This is a genomic window from Azospirillum humicireducens (genome assembly GCF_001639105.2).
In the GTDB taxonomy this organism is placed as follows: domain Bacteria; phylum Pseudomonadota; class Alphaproteobacteria; order Azospirillales; family Azospirillaceae; genus Azospirillum; species Azospirillum humicireducens.
Map to the genome: position 1 here is coordinate 2,102,296 of NZ_CP015285.1, position 17,378 is coordinate 2,119,673.

At 68.3% G+C, this 17,378-nt stretch carries 11 protein-coding genes; 6 read left to right on the plus strand and 5 right to left on the minus strand.

The window, feature by feature from the left end; genetic code table 11:
* Positions 1–19: 19 nt before the first annotated feature.
* Positions 20–3,028, minus strand: coding sequence for a bifunctional [glutamine synthetase] adenylyltransferase/[glutamine synthetase]-adenylyl-L-tyrosine phosphorylase (locus A6A40_RS09835; protein WP_063635226.1), 3,009 nt, complete (start codon positions 3,026–3,028; stop codon positions 20–22).
* 105 nt (positions 3,029–3,133) lie between these two features.
* On the opposite strand from A6A40_RS09835, the gene A6A40_RS09840 reads away from it, so the two are divergent.
* Positions 3,134–6,847, plus strand: a complete 3,714-nt coding sequence (locus A6A40_RS09840) for a YhdP family protein (protein WP_063635227.1) — start codon at positions 3,134–3,136, stop codon at positions 6,845–6,847.
* Positions 6,848–7,131: 284 nt separating this feature from the next.
* Here the strand turns inward: A6A40_RS09840 and tyrS are convergent, their stop codons facing one another.
* Positions 7,132–8,400 (minus strand): tyrosine--tRNA ligase, encoded by a 1,269-nt coding sequence (tyrS, locus tag A6A40_RS09845; RefSeq protein WP_063635228.1) that lies wholly within the window; start codon positions 8,398–8,400, stop codon positions 7,132–7,134.
* A 377-nt stretch (positions 8,401–8,777) separates the two neighbouring features.
* Here tyrS and bfr (A6A40_RS09850) point away from each other — a divergent pair, with 377 nt between their 5' ends.
* Positions 8,778–9,260: a bacterioferritin gene (gene bfr, locus A6A40_RS09850; protein WP_063635229.1), complete on the plus strand. Its 483-nt coding sequence runs from the start codon at positions 8,778–8,780 to the stop codon at positions 9,258–9,260.
* A 14-nt stretch (positions 9,261–9,274) separates the two neighbouring features.
* A complete protein-coding gene (bfr, locus tag A6A40_RS09855) occupies positions 9,275–9,754 on the plus strand; it encodes a bacterioferritin (protein WP_063635230.1) in 480 nt (159 codons plus the stop codon).
* Positions 9,755–9,791: 37 nt separating this feature from the next.
* Here bfr (A6A40_RS09855) and parA read toward each other — a convergent pair whose 3' ends face one another.
* Positions 9,792–10,436 carry a ParA family partition ATPase gene (gene parA, locus A6A40_RS09860; protein ID WP_063636215.1) on the minus strand — a complete coding sequence of 215 codons (645 nt, stop codon included), beginning with the start codon at positions 10,434–10,436 and terminating at the stop codon, positions 9,792–9,794.
* Between the two features lie 114 nt (positions 10,437–10,550).
* Between parA and A6A40_RS09865 the strand changes: the two genes are divergently transcribed.
* The 3 genes from A6A40_RS09865 (at position 10,551) to leuC (ending at position 14,644) form a co-directional block, all read left to right on the plus strand.
* Complete coding sequence (locus A6A40_RS09865) at positions 10,551–11,546, plus strand: L-threonylcarbamoyladenylate synthase (protein WP_063635231.1); 996 nt, start codon at positions 10,551–10,553, stop codon at positions 11,544–11,546.
* Positions 11,547–11,656: 110 nt separating this feature from the next.
* Positions 11,657–13,075: an FAD-binding oxidoreductase gene (locus A6A40_RS09870; RefSeq protein ID WP_063635232.1), complete on the plus strand. Its 1,419-nt coding sequence runs from the start codon at positions 11,657–11,659 to the stop codon at positions 13,073–13,075.
* 165 nt (positions 13,076–13,240) lie between these two features.
* A complete protein-coding gene (gene leuC / locus A6A40_RS09875; protein ID WP_063635233.1) occupies positions 13,241–14,644 on the plus strand; it encodes a 3-isopropylmalate dehydratase large subunit in 1,404 nt (467 codons plus the stop codon).
* A 137-nt stretch (positions 14,645–14,781) separates the two neighbouring features.
* Here the strand turns inward: leuC and A6A40_RS09880 are convergent, their stop codons facing one another.
* Entirely contained in the window at positions 14,782–16,092 is a 1,311-nt protein-coding gene (locus A6A40_RS09880) for a branched-chain amino acid ABC transporter permease (protein ID WP_082860773.1), read from the minus strand.
* 222 nt (positions 16,093–16,314) lie between these two features.
* On the minus strand, positions 16,315–17,334 hold the full coding sequence (locus tag A6A40_RS09885) for an aspartate-semialdehyde dehydrogenase (protein WP_063635234.1): 1,020 nt from the start codon (positions 17,332–17,334) through the stop codon (positions 16,315–16,317).
* Between the last annotated feature and the right edge of the window lie 44 nt (positions 17,335–17,378).

Below are 17,378 nucleotides of genomic sequence, written 5' to 3' on the forward strand. Positions count from 1 at the left end.
CCGGCGGCGAGGCGATTCCTCAGGCCGGAGGCGTGGTCGTGTTGGGTGGGGCCAGACGGCCCGCCGGATCCTCGACCAGGGTCTTGAAATGACCATGGGCGCGGGCGGCGACGGCACGGATTCTGTGGTCCAGTTCGGGGAAGTCAACAGCGCCAGGCTCACGCTCGTCAGGAAAGGCGGCGCGGACCAGCCCGGCCAGCAGGCTGGGCGACACCTGGTTGGGGTCCAGCACCCCGGCGGTGGTCAGCCGCAGGAAGCCCTGCACCCGCCGCCAGACCCGCAGCGTCGATTCCAGGTCCTCCGCCACCTCCGCGTCCAAGGCGCCGGTGCGGGCGGCACATTGCAGGGCCTTGGCGGTACCGATGTGCAGGATGTCCGGCCGTTCGTGGCCGAAGCGCAGTTGCAGAAACTGGGCGATGAACTCGATGTCGATCAGGCCGCCGCGGGCGTATTTGACGTTCCAGACATTGGCCGTCCCGAATTCCTTCTCGATTCGCCGCCGCATGTCGGCGACGTCCCACAGCAGACGGTCGGCATCGCGCGGCGCCGTCAGCACCGAGCGGATCGCCGCCGCCACCCGGTCGGCGAGAGCAGGGTCGCCGCCGATCACCCGTGCGCGGGTCAGGGCCATATGCTCCCAGGTCCAGGCATCGGTGGTCTGGTATTTCAGGAAGGCGTCCAGCGAGGTGGCGAGCGGCCCGGCATTGCCGGAGGGGCGCAGCCGCATGTCCACCTCGTAGAGCCGGCCGTCGCCCATCGGGGCGGTGATGGCGTTGGTCAGGCGCTGGGTCAGCTTGATGTAATACTCGTTGGGCGACAGAGGCTTGGCCCCATCCGAAAGACGGGGACCGTCCCCTGGCGCCACGTCGTAGATGACGATCAGGTCGATGTCGGACGTGATGGTCAGCTGCCGGCTGCCCAGCTTGCCCATCGCCACCACCACCCAGGCGCCGCCGGGAATATGGCCATGGCGCTGGGCGAACTCCTCCTCCACCCGGCGGGCGAGGTCGGGAACGACGATGTCGGCGAGGTCGGCCAGGAATACGCCGCAGCGGTCGCCGTCGGTGATGCCGCGCAGGATATGGACCCCGGCGCGGAAGCGCTGGTCGTTGGTCCAGCGCCGCGACAGGGTCAGCGCATCCTCGAAATCGCGGGCCGCCGCCATCACGCGGGCATGGTCGTCGGCCAGACCGTCCTCCCTGCCCGGCAGCGGGTCGAAGAAGTCCGGCGACAGCACGGCGTCCAACAGCGACGGGTTGCGCGACAGGGTTTGCGCCATCTGCGGCGCGATGCCCATGATCTCCGCCACCAGCTCCAGCAGCCAGGGATTGGCGACGAACAGCGAGAACAGCCCGACACCGGCCGGCAGCTTGCCGAGGAAATCGTCGAAGTTCATCAGCGCCGAATCGGGGGCCGGCGTCTTGGCAAGGGCGCTCAGCAGGGCCGGCGTCAATTCGGTCAGCAACTCCCGCGCCCGGCCTGACCGCGTGGCGCGGTAGCGGCCGCGGTGCCAGGCCGAGACGACGTTGATGACGCGGGCGGCGTCGGCAAAGCCCATGCCGCTCAACGTCTCCATCGTGCCGGGATCGGGATCGGTTCCGGTGAAGACGAGGTTGCCGGGACCGGAGAGCGACGGCGCCTCCTCGAACAGTTCGGCATAGCGGTCCTCGACCTGCCCCAGAGTCGCCAGCAGTTCCGTCCGGAAGGCCGCCGGATCGTCATAACCCAGGAATGTGGCGAGATGCGCCACCCCGGCATCGTCCGCGGGAATACGGTGGGTCTGCTGGTCGTCGATCATCTGGATGCGATGTTCGACACGGCGCAGGAAATGATAGGCTCCCGCAAGATCCTCCACCGTCTGGGCCGGCACGCGGCCGACATCGCGCAGCGCCTCGTTCGCCAGCAGCGTCGGGGCGATGCGCACGCGCGGGTCGCGGCCGCCGAAGATCAGCTGCTGGGTCTGGGCGAAGAACTCGATCTCGCGGATGCCGCCGCGGCCGACCTTGATGTCGTGGCCGTTGACAGTCACCTCGCGGTGGCCCTTGTGGGCGTTGATCTGGCGCTTGATCGAATGGATGTCCTGGATGGCGGCGAAATCCAGGTTGCGGCGCCAGACGAAGGGCTCCAGGAAACGGATGAAGGACGCCCCCGCCTCCGGATCGCCGGCGATCGGGCGGGCCTTGATCATCGCCGCGCGTTCCCAGTTCTGGCCGACGCTACCGTAATAAATTTCGGCCGCCGAAACGGAAACCGCCAGCGGCGTGGCGCCGGGGTCCGGCCTAAGCCGAAGGTCGGTGCGGAAGACGTAGCCGTCCTTGGTGCGTTCATCCATAATGCGGACAAGATCGCGTGCGAGCCTGATGAAGGTTCGCGCGAGGTTGTCCGGCTGGGGCGTCTGCACAACAGCGTCGTCGTACAGGACGATCAGGTCGATGTCGCTGGAATAGTTGAGTTCGCGCCCGCCAAGTTTGCCCATGCCCAACACGATCAGACCTGAGCCGATCCACGGTCGCTGCGGATCCGGCAGCGTCAGCGTCCCCGCCTCTGCGGCGCGGCGCAGCAGGAAATTCGCGGCCAGCTGCACCCCCGTCTCCGCCAGCTCCGACAGGGCGCCGGTGACGCGGAACAGCGGCCACGCTCCGGCGATGTCGGCCAGCGCGATCAGCAGGGCCGCCCGCCGCTTCGCCACCCGCAGGCCGGCCATCAGCCGGTCCATCGACTTTTCATCGCCATGCTCGGCATGGAGCGAGGCGATCAGCCCGGCGAAGCCGGCGTCGAAGCCCTCCTCCATCACCCGCCGGACGAAGGGCAGTTCCCGCGTCAGGATATGGCCCAGATACGGGCTGTTGCCGCAGACCGCATCGACCAGCGCACGGCCGGGGTCCGAATCGGCGAAGGCGTCGGCCCAGGCCCGCGTCTCCGGCTCCGCCACGGCGGCCTGCTGGCGCCAGCGCTCCATCCCCAACGCCGCCTGCGCGGCGTCGAAGGGCTTCGGCAAGGGGGCGGGGAACGGAACGGGGCTGGACATGGGGACGGTCTTTCCTGCTCAAAACATGTGCAGAAAGCTGCACGCGTCGGACGGGAACGTCAATCGGGCCGATTCGCGCGCTCCCTCCTCCCGTCATGGTGCCCGATGATCCGGCGCACCGCGAAGATTCTCGGCCTGACGCTGACCGGGATCGGTGCCGTGGCGCTGGCGGCGGGCGGTCTGTTCGCCTGGCGCCTGTCGCAGGGGCCGATCGCGCTTGACCCGCTGATCCCCTATGTCGAAAAGGCGCTTGGCGACCGCGACGGGCGGTTCCGCATCGATATCGGCGAGCTGGTGCTGTCGCTGGAGGAAGAGGACGCCCTTGAAAGCGGCGGCGGACGGCGTCTGGACCTTCGCGCCCGGCGGGTGCAGGCGCTGAACGCCGACGGGGCGGAGCTGGCGGCGGTGCCGGAGATGGGCATCGGCTTCTCGATCCCGGCGCTGCTGCGCGGCACGCTGTCGCCGACGCGACTCGATCTGGTCCGGCCGCGTCTCAGCGTGCTGCGGCGGGCGGACGGCAGCATCGCCTTCGACGTGCGGTCCGACACGGAGTCGGTGCAGAATCAGGAAAGCGACGGCCCCGACCTGCTGGTCGAGGCGCTGGACAGCCTGCGCCGCCCGCCCGACATCGACCGGCCGCTGGGACTGCTGCGCCGGCTGTCGGTGGTCGGCGCCGACCTGCGGATCGAGAACCGCATGCTGGATCTGTCCTGGCACGCCACGCGCGCGGACATGATCCTGACCCGCGATGCCGAAGGCGCCCAGGGCCGCGCCCGCCTGACCCTCGATCTCGACTCCCAGGCCCAGGGCGATGCGAACCGGCGTCCGGTCACCGTCGCCGCCTCCGGTCACTACAACATCGTCGATTCGACCACCGACCTGACCCTGTCCGTCGATGGCCTGGAGCCGGCGGCGCTGGCGGAGGTCGGACCGGCTCTGGCGCCGCTGGCCGCGGTGAAGCTGCCGCTGTCCGGCACGGTCACGGCGAAGCTCGATCCCCGGTTCGAGCCGACGACGCTCGACCTGACCCTGCGCGGCGGTGCCGGCACCGTCGCCCTGCCCGCCCTGCGGCCGGAACCGCTCGCGGTGCAGAGCATGGCCTTGCGCGGCAGCCTGGACGTTCCGGGACGGCGGCTGCGCGTGGAGGATCTGGCGCTGAAGGCGGCGGCGGACGGCGGCGAACCGCTGGCGCTGACCGGGCGGGGCGAACTGACGGAGACCGGCCGGGGCCGCGACCTCCAGGCGACGCTGTCGCTGATCGCCGGCGGCCGGACTGCCGGGCTGGAGCTGTCGGCGCAGCAAGGCCCCGGCAAGGACGGACGGGCGGCGGCGCGCCTGACCGGCCTCTCCCCCGCGGCGCTCGCCGGCATCGCCCCCATGCTGGAACCGCTGAAGGCCGCCGCCCTGCCGCTGTCGGGTACGGTGGAGGTCGCCTTCGACCAGTCCCTGCAGCCGACCGCGGGCAAGGCGGACCTCACCGCCGGCGCCGGCCATCTCCACCGTCCGGACCTGTTCGAAGGGCCGCTGCCCGTCGAGTCGGCCCGGCTGCGTCTGCATGGCGACCGCGACCGCATCGCGCTGGACGGCCTGACGGCGGTGCTGGGCGATACCGGCGGGCCGCAGCCGCAGGTGGAGGCCAGCGGCACTGCCCTGCGCCAGGGCGACCGCATGGCGGTTGAGGCGCAGGCGAGCGCGCGCGGCATGGCATTGGACGAGCTGCGCCGCTACTGGCCGAAGGTCGCGGGCCCCAACGCACGGGACTGGGTGACCACCAACCTGTCCCGCGGAACGGTGACGGAGGCGCGGGCCGAGGTGGCGCTGTCACTGCCGCTGGACCGGCAGGCCGAGCCGGAGATGACGCGCTTCCTGGCGACCATGTCCGGGGAGGACGTCAGCGTCCGCTATTTCCACGATCTGACCCCGGTGACCGGCGCCGCGGTGGAGGCGACCACCGACGGCAAGACCTTCACGATCCAGACCAAGGGCGGGCGAATCGCCGATCCGAAATCGGGCGACATCGAGATCGGTGACGGCACGGCGGTGATCGGCGGGCTGGACACCGGCAAGGAGACGATGGACATCCGCATTCCGGTCCAGGGGCCGGTGCGGTCGATCCTGACCCTGCTCGACATGCCGCCGCTGGGCTATCCGACCAAGCTGGAGATGGACCCGAAACGGACCCAGGGCACGGCGGAGGCCCAGCTTCACTTCGCCTTCCCGCTGCTTGCCGACCTGAAGGTGGAGCAGCTGGAACTCGACGTGACCGGCAAGCTGCACAAGGTGGCGGTGGAGAAGGTGGCGGCGGGACTGAACGCCACCGACGGAGAGCTGTCGCTGGCGCTCGACCTCAAGGCCATGCAGATCAAGGGCACCACCAAGCTGGACGGCATCCCCGTCACCTTGGATTGGAACGAATCCTTCGACAGCACGGCCAAGGGCCCGCGCACCCGCATCGCCGTGAAGGGCGACGCCACCGCCGACGACCTGCGCGCCCACGGCATCGACCTGGAGGACCGGGTGCAGGGCCCGTTCGGCGCCGACATCCTGTTCACCGTGGACCGCCGCCGCAAGCTGGCGCTGACGGCAAACCTGAACCTGGAGAAGACCCGGCTGTCCATCGAGGAGCTGGCCTGGGCCAAGCCGCCCGGCAAGCCCGGCATCGGCAAGCTGACGCTGGAGTTCGACAAGGACCGCCCGACCCGCATCAGCAACCTGACCGTCGATGCCGGCGGGCTGAGGAGCGTCACCAACCTGGAACTGGCCGACGGCGGCAAGCGGGTGGCGCGGATCCTGACGCCCAGCTTCAAGCTGGGCCAGACAGACCTGCGCGCCGATCTGACCGTGCTGCCCCCCGCCAAGCCCGGCGGTCCGGCCGGCGGCTATGCCGGCACCATCACCGGCAGCAGCCTGGACGCCCGCGGCCTGACCGGCAAGACGCCGTCCGGCGAAGGCGCCGTCACTCCCGACCCGCAAAAGGCCCGCTCCGGCGACGGCCGCAAGACGCCGCTGGACGTCGCCATCAAGTTCGATTCGGTGGTGTTCGGCGAGGGCCGGTGGCTGCGTCAGGTCGCCGGAACCATGCGGCGCGACACCGCGGCCTGGACCCTGCTGGACCTCACCGGGCGCAGCGACCGCGGCGGCGTGTCGATGAAGTGGCGGCCGGGAGCGCAGGGCGTCTACGACCTTGCCATCACCGCCGACGATCTGGGCTCCGCCCTGCAGGCGATGGACCTGAACGACCGCATGCGCGGCGGCCGGCTGACCCTGACCGGCCGGTCGGTGGAGCCGCGGGCGGATGCCGCCATCGTCGGCAAGGCGGAGATCCTCGACTACACGCTGCTCGACGTGCCCGCTCTGGCGCGCATCCTCAACGCCATCTCGCCGTCGGGATTCGCCGAACTGCTGGACGGCGGCAAGGGCATCAATTTCGGCCGCATGTCGGCGGAGTTCCGCAAGGAAGGCCGCCTGCTGACCCTGAAGGATCTGCGCACATCGGGCTCCGCACTCGGCCTGACGCTGGAAGGACAGGTCGATCTGGAAACGGAGACCGCCAACCTCCGCGGCACCATCGTTCCGGTCTATGGCCTGAACCGTCTGATCGGCCAGATCCCGCTTCTGGGCGACGTGCTGAGCGGCGGCGAGGGCCAGGGCATCTTCTCCGCCACCTGGCATGTCCAGGGGCGGCTGTCCGACCCGGACGTGTCGGTCAATCCGCTGGCGGTCCTGGCGCCAGGATTCCTGCGCAACCTGTTCTTCCTGGGCGGCGACGGCACGCCGATGCCCGACACCCGGCTGCCGCCGGAGGCGCATACAAGGTGAGGGGGAAGTGGTAGGCGCTGCGCCCCCTCCCCATCCCTCCCCCGCCCTTGGCGGTGGAGGGGGTAGGACGCTTGGCTGCACCAAGTGATGGTTCAGTGCGGCGGAGTTCCCTCTCCCGCGCCAGCGGGGGAGGGTTAGGGAGGGGGCAACAGCACCTTATACCAGCGGCTCTTGATCCTGACCTGTCAGGATCAAGAGCTTCGGCGGCATGGGCCGCCGCCGCGCCAGTCGGCGCGGATACCAGCGGTCATCATCAATGACCGCTGGTATTACCCCTCAAACCCTCACCCCACCTTCACCAGCGCGTGCCGCTTCTTGCCGGCGCTGAGCTTCACCACACCATCCGCGTTCAGGTCGGCCGTCGTCGCCTTTGCCGCCTCGTCGGCGATCGGCCCGTCGTTCAGCTTGGCACCGCCGCCCTTGATCAGCCGGCGCGCCTCGCCCTTCGACGCGGCCAGCCCGGCCGACACCAGCAGGTCCACCACCGGCATCCCGGCTTCCAGCTCGGCGCGGGCGACCTCGATGCTGGGCAGGCCTTCGGCCGCGGCCCCTTCCTCGAAGGCGCGGCGCGCGGTCTCGGCGGCCTCCAACGCGGCCTCCTCGCCGTGGGCGAGCCTGGTCACCTCGTTGGCGAGGATCTTCTTGGCCTCGTTGATCTCGGCGCCATGGAGATTTTCCAGCCGGGCGACCTCGTCCAGCGGCAGTTCGGTGTAGAGGCGCAGGAAGCGGCCGACGTCGGCATCCTCGGTGTTGCGCCAGTATTGCCAGAAATCGTAGCTGCTCAGCTTGTCGGCGGTCAGCCAAACCGCACCGGCTGCGGTCTTGCCCATCTTGGCACCGGACGCGGTGGTCAGCAGCGGCGTGGTCAGGCCGAACAGCTCGGCGCCGTCGGTGCGGCGGCCGAGTTCGACGCCGTTGACGATGTTGCCCCACTGGTCCGACCCGCCCATCTGAAGGCTGCAGCCATGGCGCCGCTTCAGCTCGACGAAGTCGTAGGCCTGGAGGATCATGTAGTTGAATTCCAGGAAGGTCAGCGGCTGCTCGCGCTCCAGCCGCAGCTTGACCGAATCGAAGGTCATCATGCGGTTGATGGTGAAGTGGCGGCCGATGTCGCGCAGCAGCGGGATGTATTTCAGCTCGTCCAGCCAATCGGCGTTGTTCACCATCACCGCATCGGTCAGCCCGTCCCCGAAGGTCAGATATCGGCCGAAGATGCGCTTGATGCCGGCCATGTTGCCGGCGATCACCTCGTCGGTCAGCAACTGCCGCGCCTCGTCCTTGCCCGAGGGATCGCCGATCTTGGTGGTGCCGCCGCCCATCAGGACGATCGGCTTGTGGCCGGTCTTCTGCAGCCAGCGCAGCATCATGATCGGCAGGAGGCTGCCGACATGCAGGCTGTCCGCGGTGCAGTCGAAGCCGATATAGGCGACGATCGGCCCCTTTTGCGCCCGCTCGTCCAGCGTGGCGAGGTCGGTGCACTGGTGGATGAACCCGCGCTCCTGAAGGGTGCGCAGGAACTCCGAGGCGGGAGCCGAGGAGGAGGTCGTCGTCATGGCCGCAGTCCGGCTGTCGTTGAAATGAAGGGCGGAGAAATCCCGCGGTCTGTTAGCACGGAACGGCCCCTGCCTCAATGCGGTGGCCGGCATGGAACCGGCTTGCCTGCCCGCTGTTCTCCCGCCCAAGCATCACCGCGGCACGACAAGTCAAATCCCATAATTTAAGGCTGGGAATTCGCTCACGCCGCACTTCACCGCAATTGATATTGATTCGCAATATAGGGTGCGCACCAAATCTGTATTTTGGGCGGAACGCCTGCCCTTCAATTGATAGTGACTATCAAATACATCTTCGCCAAAAGCGGAATTTTTTATTGTGCGAATCCTTTCTGTGTGAGAAGGTGCGACCAATTGTCTACTTAGGAGCATCGACCATGCAAGGCGATCAAGGCGTCCTCGACCGTCTGAACAAGCTGCTCACCGGTGAGCTGAGCGCTGCCGACCAGTATCTGTCCCACGCGCGCTCCATGGAGGACATGGGGCTCAAGGCGCTGAGCGAGCGCATCTCCCACGAGCGGATGGAGGAGCTGGAGCATGCCGACAAGCTGATCCGGCGCATCCTGTTCCTGGAAGGCACGCCCGACGTCGCCAGCCGCGATCCGCTGCACATCGGCAAGACCGTGCCGGAGATGATGCGGAACGACCTGAACCTGGAATATGAGGTGGTCGCCGCCCTGAAGGAGGCCATTGCCTATTGCGAGCAGGTGAAGGATTACGACACCCGCCGCATCCTGCTGGAACTGCTGGTCGACACCGAGGAAGACCACGCCCACTGGCTGGAGCAGCAGCTCGGCCTGATCGACATGCTCGGCCTGCAGAATTACCTGCAGTCGGGCATGGGCGGCATTTCTGGTTGAGAGGAGGACGGACCATGAAGGGCAACGCCGACGTCATCGCCCAGCTTCAGATCGTCCTCAAGGACCAGCTGACGCAGATCAACCAGTATTTCCTGCACGCCCGCATGCTGAAGAACTGGGGCGTCAAGGCGCTGGGCAAGTGGGAGTATCACGCCTCCATCGAAGTGATGAAGAGCGCGGACGAGATCATCGAACGCATCCTCTTCATCGAGGCGATCCCCAACCTGCAGGATCTCGGCAAACTGCACATCGGCGAGAATGTGCAGGAAATCCTCTCCAGCGACCTCGCCGCCGAACAGGAAGCCCGCGACCGGATTGCGGCCGCCATCGCCGTGTGCGAGGAGAAGGCCGATTACGTGTCGCGCGATGAGCTGACCGAGCTGCTGGAAGAGTCGGAAGAGCGCATCGACTATCTGGAAACCCAGCTGAGCCTGATCGACGACATCGGCTTGGCCAACTACATCCAGTCGGCGATGGGCGAGATCAAGGACTGAGGGGTTTGGGGGGCAAGGTCTTCTTGCCCCCTCCCCTTCAAACCCGCCCCAGAATCTCCTCAGCCAGAGCCTGCATCTCCGCCGCCGCCTGGGTCTTGCGCGCGGCCTCCGTTACCGACAGGCCGGTCATCAGCGTGCCGGCATAGGCTGTGCGGTTGCCGATCTGCGCCGTCGCCAGCTCAACCGCCGGCGGCGCGACCAGCTCATGCACCTTGGCGACCAGCTCGTCGGCGATGCGGGCGCGCGGCGGCACGCGGTTCAGCACAAGCAACAGACGGCGCTTCTCCTGTCCCGCCAGATCGATGGTCGGGTGGACCGCCCACAAATCCATCGGACTCGGCTGCACCGGCGCAACCACCAGCGTGGCGGCACGGACGGCGATGCGCGCCTCCGTCTGGGCATGGGGCGGGCTGTCGACCACCACGATGTCATGGCCACGCGCCAGCTTCTCCACCTCCGCCTGGGTGCGCCAGCCGGTGATCTGCACATGGGTGAAGCCGGGCTGCCCGCCTGTTGCCTCGGCGCGGACGGCGTGCCAGCGGGTCAGGCTGCCCTGCGGATCGATGTCGACGGTGGCGACCCTATAGCCGAGCTGCGCCCAGGCGATGGCGAGATGGGCGGCCAGCGTGGTCTTGCCGGCGCCGCCCTTCTGCTGCGCCACGGTGAAGACCTTGCCCGTCATGCCGGCACCCATCATGTTGTGTTGGTTGATTGCGCACTCCCCTCATAACCTTGGGCATGGCACCGGTGCAACCGCGCGAATTGACACCAGCGCCGCTCGGGCTAGAAAGACGCCGTGACCGACCATTCCGCACCCGATACCGGTGAAAAGCGCCCGGCGCTGATCCCGGCCACCCCGACCGGCGTCAATCGCGCGGCCGACCTGCTGCGCGCCGGCCGTCTGGTCGCCTTCCCGACCGAGACGGTCTATGGCCTGGGCGCCGACGCCACCGACGACCGCGCCGTCGCCGCCATCTTCGCCGCGAAGGGCAGGCCGCAGTTCAATCCGCTGATCGTCCATGTCCCCGATCTGGTCGCCGCCCACTCCTGGGGCCTGTTCGACGACCGCGCCCACGATCTGGCGACGCAGTTCTGGCCCGGTCCGCTGACCATGGTCGTGCCGCGCCCGGCCAACTCCGCCCTGTCGCTGCTGGTCAGCGCCGGGCTGGACAGCATTGCCATCCGCGTGCCCAACCACCCGGTGGCCCAGGCCATCCTGCGCGCCGCCGGCAAGCCGATCGCCGCGCCCAGCGCCAACCGGTCCGGCGCCGTCAGCCCGACCACGCCGCACCATGTGCTGGAAAGCCTGGGCGACCGGGTGGACGCCATCGTCACCGGCGGCAAATGCATGGTCGGCCTTGAATCCACCGTCATCGACCTGACCGGCCTCGAGGCTGTGCTTCTCCGCCCCGGCGCGGTCCTGCCCGACGAGATGGAACGGCTGATCGGCCCGGTCCGCCTGTCCGCAGGCGATCCAACGGCGCCGAAGTCGCCCGGCCAGCTGGAAAGCCACTACGCCCCCAACGCCGCTGTCCGCCTGAACGCCTCCTCGGCGGAGGAGGACGAGGCCTTCCTGACCTTCGGTCCCGACCGCTTCGTCTTCGGCGGCACCACCCGGCTGAACCTGAGCCTGGAAGGCGACCTGAACGAGGCCGCGGCCAACCTGTTCTCCCACCTGCGCAGCCTCGACCAGAGTGGAGCGAAGCGCATCGCCGTGATGCCGATCCCGGAGGTGGGGCTCGGACTGGCGATCAACGACCGCCTGCGCCGGGCGGCGGCGCCGCGGAGCTGAACCGCTGCGTTGCAGCAGGTCTGCGCAACAGCTGCATGGAAATGGGGGCGGCTAGATTGTAGAAGTGTCGCGTCTCACTGCGACACTCCCATCTGCCGGACCTAAGCGCCATGACCAACATCGCCGCCGCTCTCGACCAGATCCGCGCCATCGTCGGCCCGTCCGGCATCCTCACCGACGCCGCCGACATGGCTCCCTACCTCGCGGAGTGGCGCGGGCGCTTCAAGGGCAACAGCCCGGCGGTGGTCCGCCCGGCCAGCACCGAAGAAGTCGCCGCCGTCGTCAAGATCTGCGCCGGGGCCGGCATCCCCATCGTGCCGCAGGGCGGCAACACCAGCCTCGTCGGCGGCTCCATTCCCTACGAGGAAGGCCGCGAGATCGTTCTCAGCCTGTCGCGCATGAACCGCATCCGCGACATCGACACGCTGAACTACACCATGACGGTGGAGGCCGGCGTGGTGCTGACCAGCATCCAGGAGGCCGCGGCCGACGCCGACCGCCTGTTCCCCTTGAGCCTGGGGGCGGAGGGCACGGCGCAGATCGGCGGCCTGATCTCCACCAACGCCGGCGGCATCAACGTCCTGCGCTACGGCAACACCCGCGACCTCGTGCTGGGGCTAGAGGTGGTTCTGGCCGACGGGCGCGTCTGGGACGGCATGCGCCGGCTGCGCAAGAACAACACCGGCTATGACCTGAAGAACCTGTTCATCGGCGCCGAGGGCACGCTGGGCATCGTCACCGCCGCTGTGCTGAAGCTGTTCCCGCGCCCGCGCCAGTCGATCACCGCCTTCGTCGCCGTGCCCAGCCCCGCCGCCGCCATCGAACTGCTGGCCCGCCTGCGCGCCGCCTCGGGCGATGCCGTGTCGGCCTTCGAGTTGATGTCGCGCCGGTGCCTGGACTTCGCGCTGAAGCATGTCGCCGGCACCGTCGATCCGCTGTCGGAGCCGTCGCCCTGGTATGTCCTGACCGAACTGACCGCCGGCACCAAGTCCGACGCCTTCCAGGAGACGGTGGAGACCGCGCTGGGCGAGGCGTTCGAGGCCGAACTGGCGACCGACGCCACGCTTGCCCAGTCGGACGCCCAGGCCAAGCAGCTGTGGTTCATCCGCGAGGCCATCGTCGAGGCGCAGAAGTTCGAGGGCGGCTCGATCAAGAACGACGTGTCGATCCCGGTGTCCCGCGTCGCCGAGTTCATCGAACTGGCGGAAGCGGCGGTGGCAGAGGCCTGCCCCGGCATCCGCCCGACCCCCTTCGGCCATGTCGGCGACGGCAACATCCACTTCAACCTCAGCCAGCCCGAAGGGGCCGACACCAAGGCCTATCTCGACCGCTGGGACGAGATCTGCCACGTCGTGAACGAGGTGATCTTCAAGCTCGACGGCTCGATCTCGGCCGAGCACGGCGTCGGCCGCTTCAAGAAGGACGAGATGCCGGCGATCAAGGGGCCGGTGGAGTTCGACATGCTGCGCGCCATCAAGGCGACCCTCGATCCCAACGGCCTGCTGAACCCCGGCAAGATGCTGCCCTGACCGCCCCCACCGGCTGCCCATCACCGGCCGTCAGTGTCATAATATTGCGGGGGACAGGCTTGCGGCGAAAGACGTATGGCCGCGCTTGTCCCCGGCGCGACACAAGGCTATGGTGCGGCCTCCGATTCTTCTGCGCCTGTCGTACCGCGAGAGAGAGTTTTTCCGATGTCCAAGCCGCGCACTCTGTTCGACAAGATCTGGGACAGCCACGTCGTGCACCGCCAGGATGACGGCACCTGCATCCTCTACATCGACCGCCATCTGGTCCATGAGGTGACCAGCCCGCAGGCGTTCGAAGGACTGCGCGTCGCCGGCCGCAAGGTGCGGCGTCCGGAAGCCACTCTCGCCGTGCCCGACCACAACGTCCCCACCACCGACCGCTCCAAGGGCATCACCGAGGAGGAAAGCCGGATCCAGGTCGAGACGCTGGACAAGAACGCCCGCGACTTCGGCGTCCGCTACTTCCCGATGGACGACGTCCGCCAGGGCATCGTCCACATCGTCGGCCCGGAACAGGGCTTCACCCTGCCCGGCGCGACCATCGTCTGCGGCGACAGCCACACCGCCACCCACGGCGCCTTCGGTGCGCTGGCCTTCGGCATCGGCACGTCGGAGGTGGAGCATGTGCTGGCCACCCAGACCCTGCTGCAGAAGCCGGCCAAGAACATGCTGATCCGCGTGGACGGCAAGGTTAACCCCGGCGTCACCGCCAAGGACATCGTGCTGGCCATCATCGGCAGGATCGGCACCGCCGGCGGCACCGGCTATGTCATCGAGTTCGCGGGCGAAGCCATCCGCGACCTGTCGATGGAAGGCCGCATGACCGTCTGCAACATGGCGATCGAAGGCGGCGCCCGCGCCGGCCTGATCGCCCCGGACGAGAAGACCTTCGAATACGTCAAGGGCCGCGCCCTGGCCCCGAAGGCCGGCGCCTGGGAGCAGGCCGTCCAGTACTGGAAGACGCTGCCGTCGGACGAGGGTGCGGTCTATGACGCCACCGTCGTGCTGAACGCCGCCGACATCGTCCCGCAGGTCACCTGGGGCACCAGCCCGGAAGACGTGCTGCCGATCACCGCGACCGTGCCGAACCCGGCGGAGATCGCCGACGCCGGCAAGCGCGCCGCCGTCGAGCGCTCGCTCGCCTACATGGGCCTGACCCCCGGCCAGCCGCTGACCGAGGTGAAGGTGGACACCGTCTTCATCGGCTCCTGCACCAACGGCCGCATCGAAGACCTGCGCGCCGCCGCCGAGGTCGCCAAGGGCCGCAAGGTCGCCGAGGGCGTGCGCGCCCTGGTGGTTCCCGGTTCGGGTCTGGTCAAGGAGCAGGCCGAGGAAGAGGGTCTGGACAAGATCTTCACCGAGGCCGGCTTCGAGTGGCGTGAGCCGGGCTGCTCCATGTGCCTGGCGATGAACGCCGACCGTCTGGCTCCCGGCGAGCGCAGCGCCTCGACCTCGAACCGCAACTTCGAAGGTCGTCAGGGCCGCGGCGGCCGAACCCACCTCGTCAGCCCGGCGATGGCCGTGGCGGCGGCGGTGACGGGGCATCTGGCCGACGTGCGGGCGCTGTAAGGGCTGCCTGCCCCCTCCCTAACCCTCCCCCACCTGCGGTGGGAGAGGGGACTGCCGCTCTCTTTCCCTCCACCGTCGAAAGCGGGGGAGGGAGGGACCCGCAAAGCGGGGGGGAGGGGGCAGCCGCTACGAAGCCCCTAATCCCCCCTCCCCCGCGCCTGCCCCATCAGCCCCTGCGGCCGGAAAATCAGGAACAGCGTCAGCAGCCCGAACGCCACGATGTCCTTGTAGGCGAGCGCGAAGTAGGCCGACCAGAAGGTCTCGACCAACCCCAGCAGGGCGCCGCCGAGCATAGCCCCCGGCACCGAGCCGATGCCGCCGACCACCGCCGCGGCCAGCGCCTTGAAGCCGATCAGGTAGCCGGTGAAGAAGTTCACCCCGCCGTAATACAGCGCGATCACCGCCCCCGCCGCCGCGGCCAGCCCGCCACCGATGGCGAAGGTCGCCGCCACCGTTCGGTTGACATCCACCCCGACCAGTTCCGCCGCCGCGATGTCGTCGGTGCAGGCACGATGCGCCCGGCCGAAGGCGGTGCACTGCATGATCCCCCACAACAGGGCATAAAGCCCACCGGTCAGCACCAGGATCGCCAGCTGCGCCGTCAGCGCGGTGACGGTGAAGGCGCCGTCGCTCAACAGGTCGTAGCGGCCGGTCAGCACCGGCGACGGCCACCAGTCGCGCGCACCGTGCAGCAGCCGTACCCCCTCCTGATAGGCGATGGACAGCCCGACCGCGACGATCAGCGGCATGTGGCTGCGCACCCCGCGCAGGCGGCGGAACACCAGCCGATCCATCGTCCAGCCCTGCACCGCGGTGAAGCCCATCGCCAGCACCAGCACGCCCAGCAAAGCCGGCGGCCATGTCGCCCAGCCGGCGATGCCCAGCCCGGCCGCCGCCATCGCCGTCAGCATCGCGCCGAGCATCGTCAACTCCCCCATCGCCAGATTGAGCTGGCCTAGGATGGCGTAGACCAGCGTGTAGCCGAGCGCCAGCAGCCCATAGACGCAGGCGACGGTGGCGGCGTTGACGATCTGCTGGGCCAGGAACAGGACGGGCGTCCAGCGCGTCGGGTCCGCCCGCCGGGTCTCCGCCGCACCGGCGACGGCATCGCGCGGCGGCTTGATGCGCAGCCATTGCTGCAGCATGGCGAAGCGCATGTCCGTCAGCCAGCCGGCGCGGTCGGTCGCCACCGACACGAGTGTCCGACGCCCCTCCTCCATGCCCGTTCCGGCGAAACGGCAGGCGATCCAGTGGCGCTGATCGCCGCTGCGGTAGTCGATGCGCAGAACCCGCCGGTCCTCGGCATAGGTCCGGGTGGACAGCTCGGTGACAGGGCCGGGTTCGAAGGCCGGGATCAGTTTCCGGCACAGCACATCCTGGTCGGCATCGATGCCGCACCCGGTGAGCAGCAGCAGGACGAGGCACAACAGCGGCAGGATGCGGAGCACGGAACCGCCCGGTCAGGTGGGACGGTTCAGCCTAACGGCAATTCGGGAGGGTGGGAAGGTGGGAGAGTGGTTGCATTGCGCCCCCTCCCCATCCCTCCCCCGCTTCGCGGGAGAGGGGGTAGGATGTTCGTGAACGTAGTTTAACTGCGAAAGCAGCGGAGTTCCCTCTCCCGCCAAAGGCGGGGGAGGGTTAGGGAGGGGGTAAAAGTTCAGCCCGCTCCCTCACTCCACCATGTAATCCCGCACCAACAGCTCGGCGATCTGCACGGCGTTCAACGCCGCGCCCTTGCGCAGGTTGTCGGCGACGCACCAGAAGGACAGGCCGTTCTCCACCGTGAAGTCGTCGCGGATGCGGCTGACGAAGACTGGGTTGTCGCCGGCGACCTCGACCGGGGTGACATAGCCGTCGCCGGTCTGCTGGTCGACCACCGACACGCCGGGGGCGGCGCGCAGGATGACACGGGCCTCCTCGGCGCTGATCGGCTCCTCCGTCTCGATGTTGATCGCCTCGGCATGGCCGATGAAGGTCGGCACGCGGACGCAGGTGGCGGCGACCTTGATCTTCGAATCCAGGATCTTCTTGGTCTCCACCATCATCTTCCACTCTTCCTTGGTGGAGCCGTCCTCCATGAAGGCGTCGATGTGGGGGATGACGTTGAAGGCGATCTGCTTGGGGAAGACGCTCTTGGCGATGGGGTCGTTGACGAAGATGGCGCGGGTCTGGGTGAACAGCTCGTCCATCGCCTCCTTGCCGGCACCCGACACCGATTGGTAGGTCGAGACCACGACGCGGCGGATTTTGTAGCGGTCGTGCAGCGGCTTCAGCGCCACCACCATCTGGATGGTGGAGCAGTTGGGGTTGGCGATGATGCCGCGCTTGCGATACCCGGCCAGCGCCTCCGGATTGACCTCCGGCACCACCAGCGGCACGTCGGGGTCCATGCGGAAGTGCGAGGTGTTGTCGATCACAATGGCACCGGCGGCGGCGGCGCGCGGCACATGGACGGCCGACACCTTGGCGCCGGGCGACGACAGCACGATGTCCACGCCATGGAAGTCGAACTTGTTGAGGTCCTGGACCTTCAGGATGTCGTCCTCGCCATAGGACACCTCCTGGCCGATCGACTTTTCCGAGGCCAGGGCGATGACCTTGTCGGCCGGGAACTTCCGTTCGGCGAGCGTTTGCAGGATCTCGCGCCCGACATTGCCGGTGGCGCCGATGACCGCGACGGTATAGCCCATGACGGTGGTGTCCTTCTGCCGAATATCCGCGAATACAAGAATGA

Excerpts from the sequence above, each read along its gene's own strand:
- A6A40_RS09835 (WP_063635226.1), bottom strand. The coding sequence starts at position 3,028 with ATGTCCAGCCCCGTTCCGTTCCCCGCCCCCTTGCCGAAGCCCTTCGAC.
- A6A40_RS09840 (WP_063635227.1), top strand. The coding sequence starts at position 3,134 with ATGATCCGGCGCACCGCGAAGATTCTCGGCCTGACGCTGACCGGGATC.
- tyrS (WP_063635228.1), bottom strand. The coding sequence starts at position 8,400 with ATGACGACGACCTCCTCCTCGGCTCCCGCCTCGGAGTTCCTGCGCACC.
- bfr (WP_063635229.1), top strand. The coding sequence starts at position 8,778 with ATGCAAGGCGATCAAGGCGTCCTCGACCGTCTGAACAAGCTGCTCACC.
- bfr (WP_063635230.1), top strand. The coding sequence starts at position 9,275 with ATGAAGGGCAACGCCGACGTCATCGCCCAGCTTCAGATCGTCCTCAAG.
- parA (WP_063636215.1), bottom strand. The coding sequence starts at position 10,436 with ATGACGGGCAAGGTCTTCACCGTGGCGCAGCAGAAGGGCGGCGCCGGC.
- A6A40_RS09870 (WP_063635232.1), top strand. The coding sequence starts at position 11,657 with ATGACCAACATCGCCGCCGCTCTCGACCAGATCCGCGCCATCGTCGGC.
- leuC (WP_063635233.1), top strand. The coding sequence starts at position 13,241 with ATGTCCAAGCCGCGCACTCTGTTCGACAAGATCTGGGACAGCCACGTC.
- A6A40_RS09885 (WP_063635234.1), bottom strand. The coding sequence starts at position 17,334 with ATGGGCTATACCGTCGCGGTCATCGGCGCCACCGGCAATGTCGGGCGC.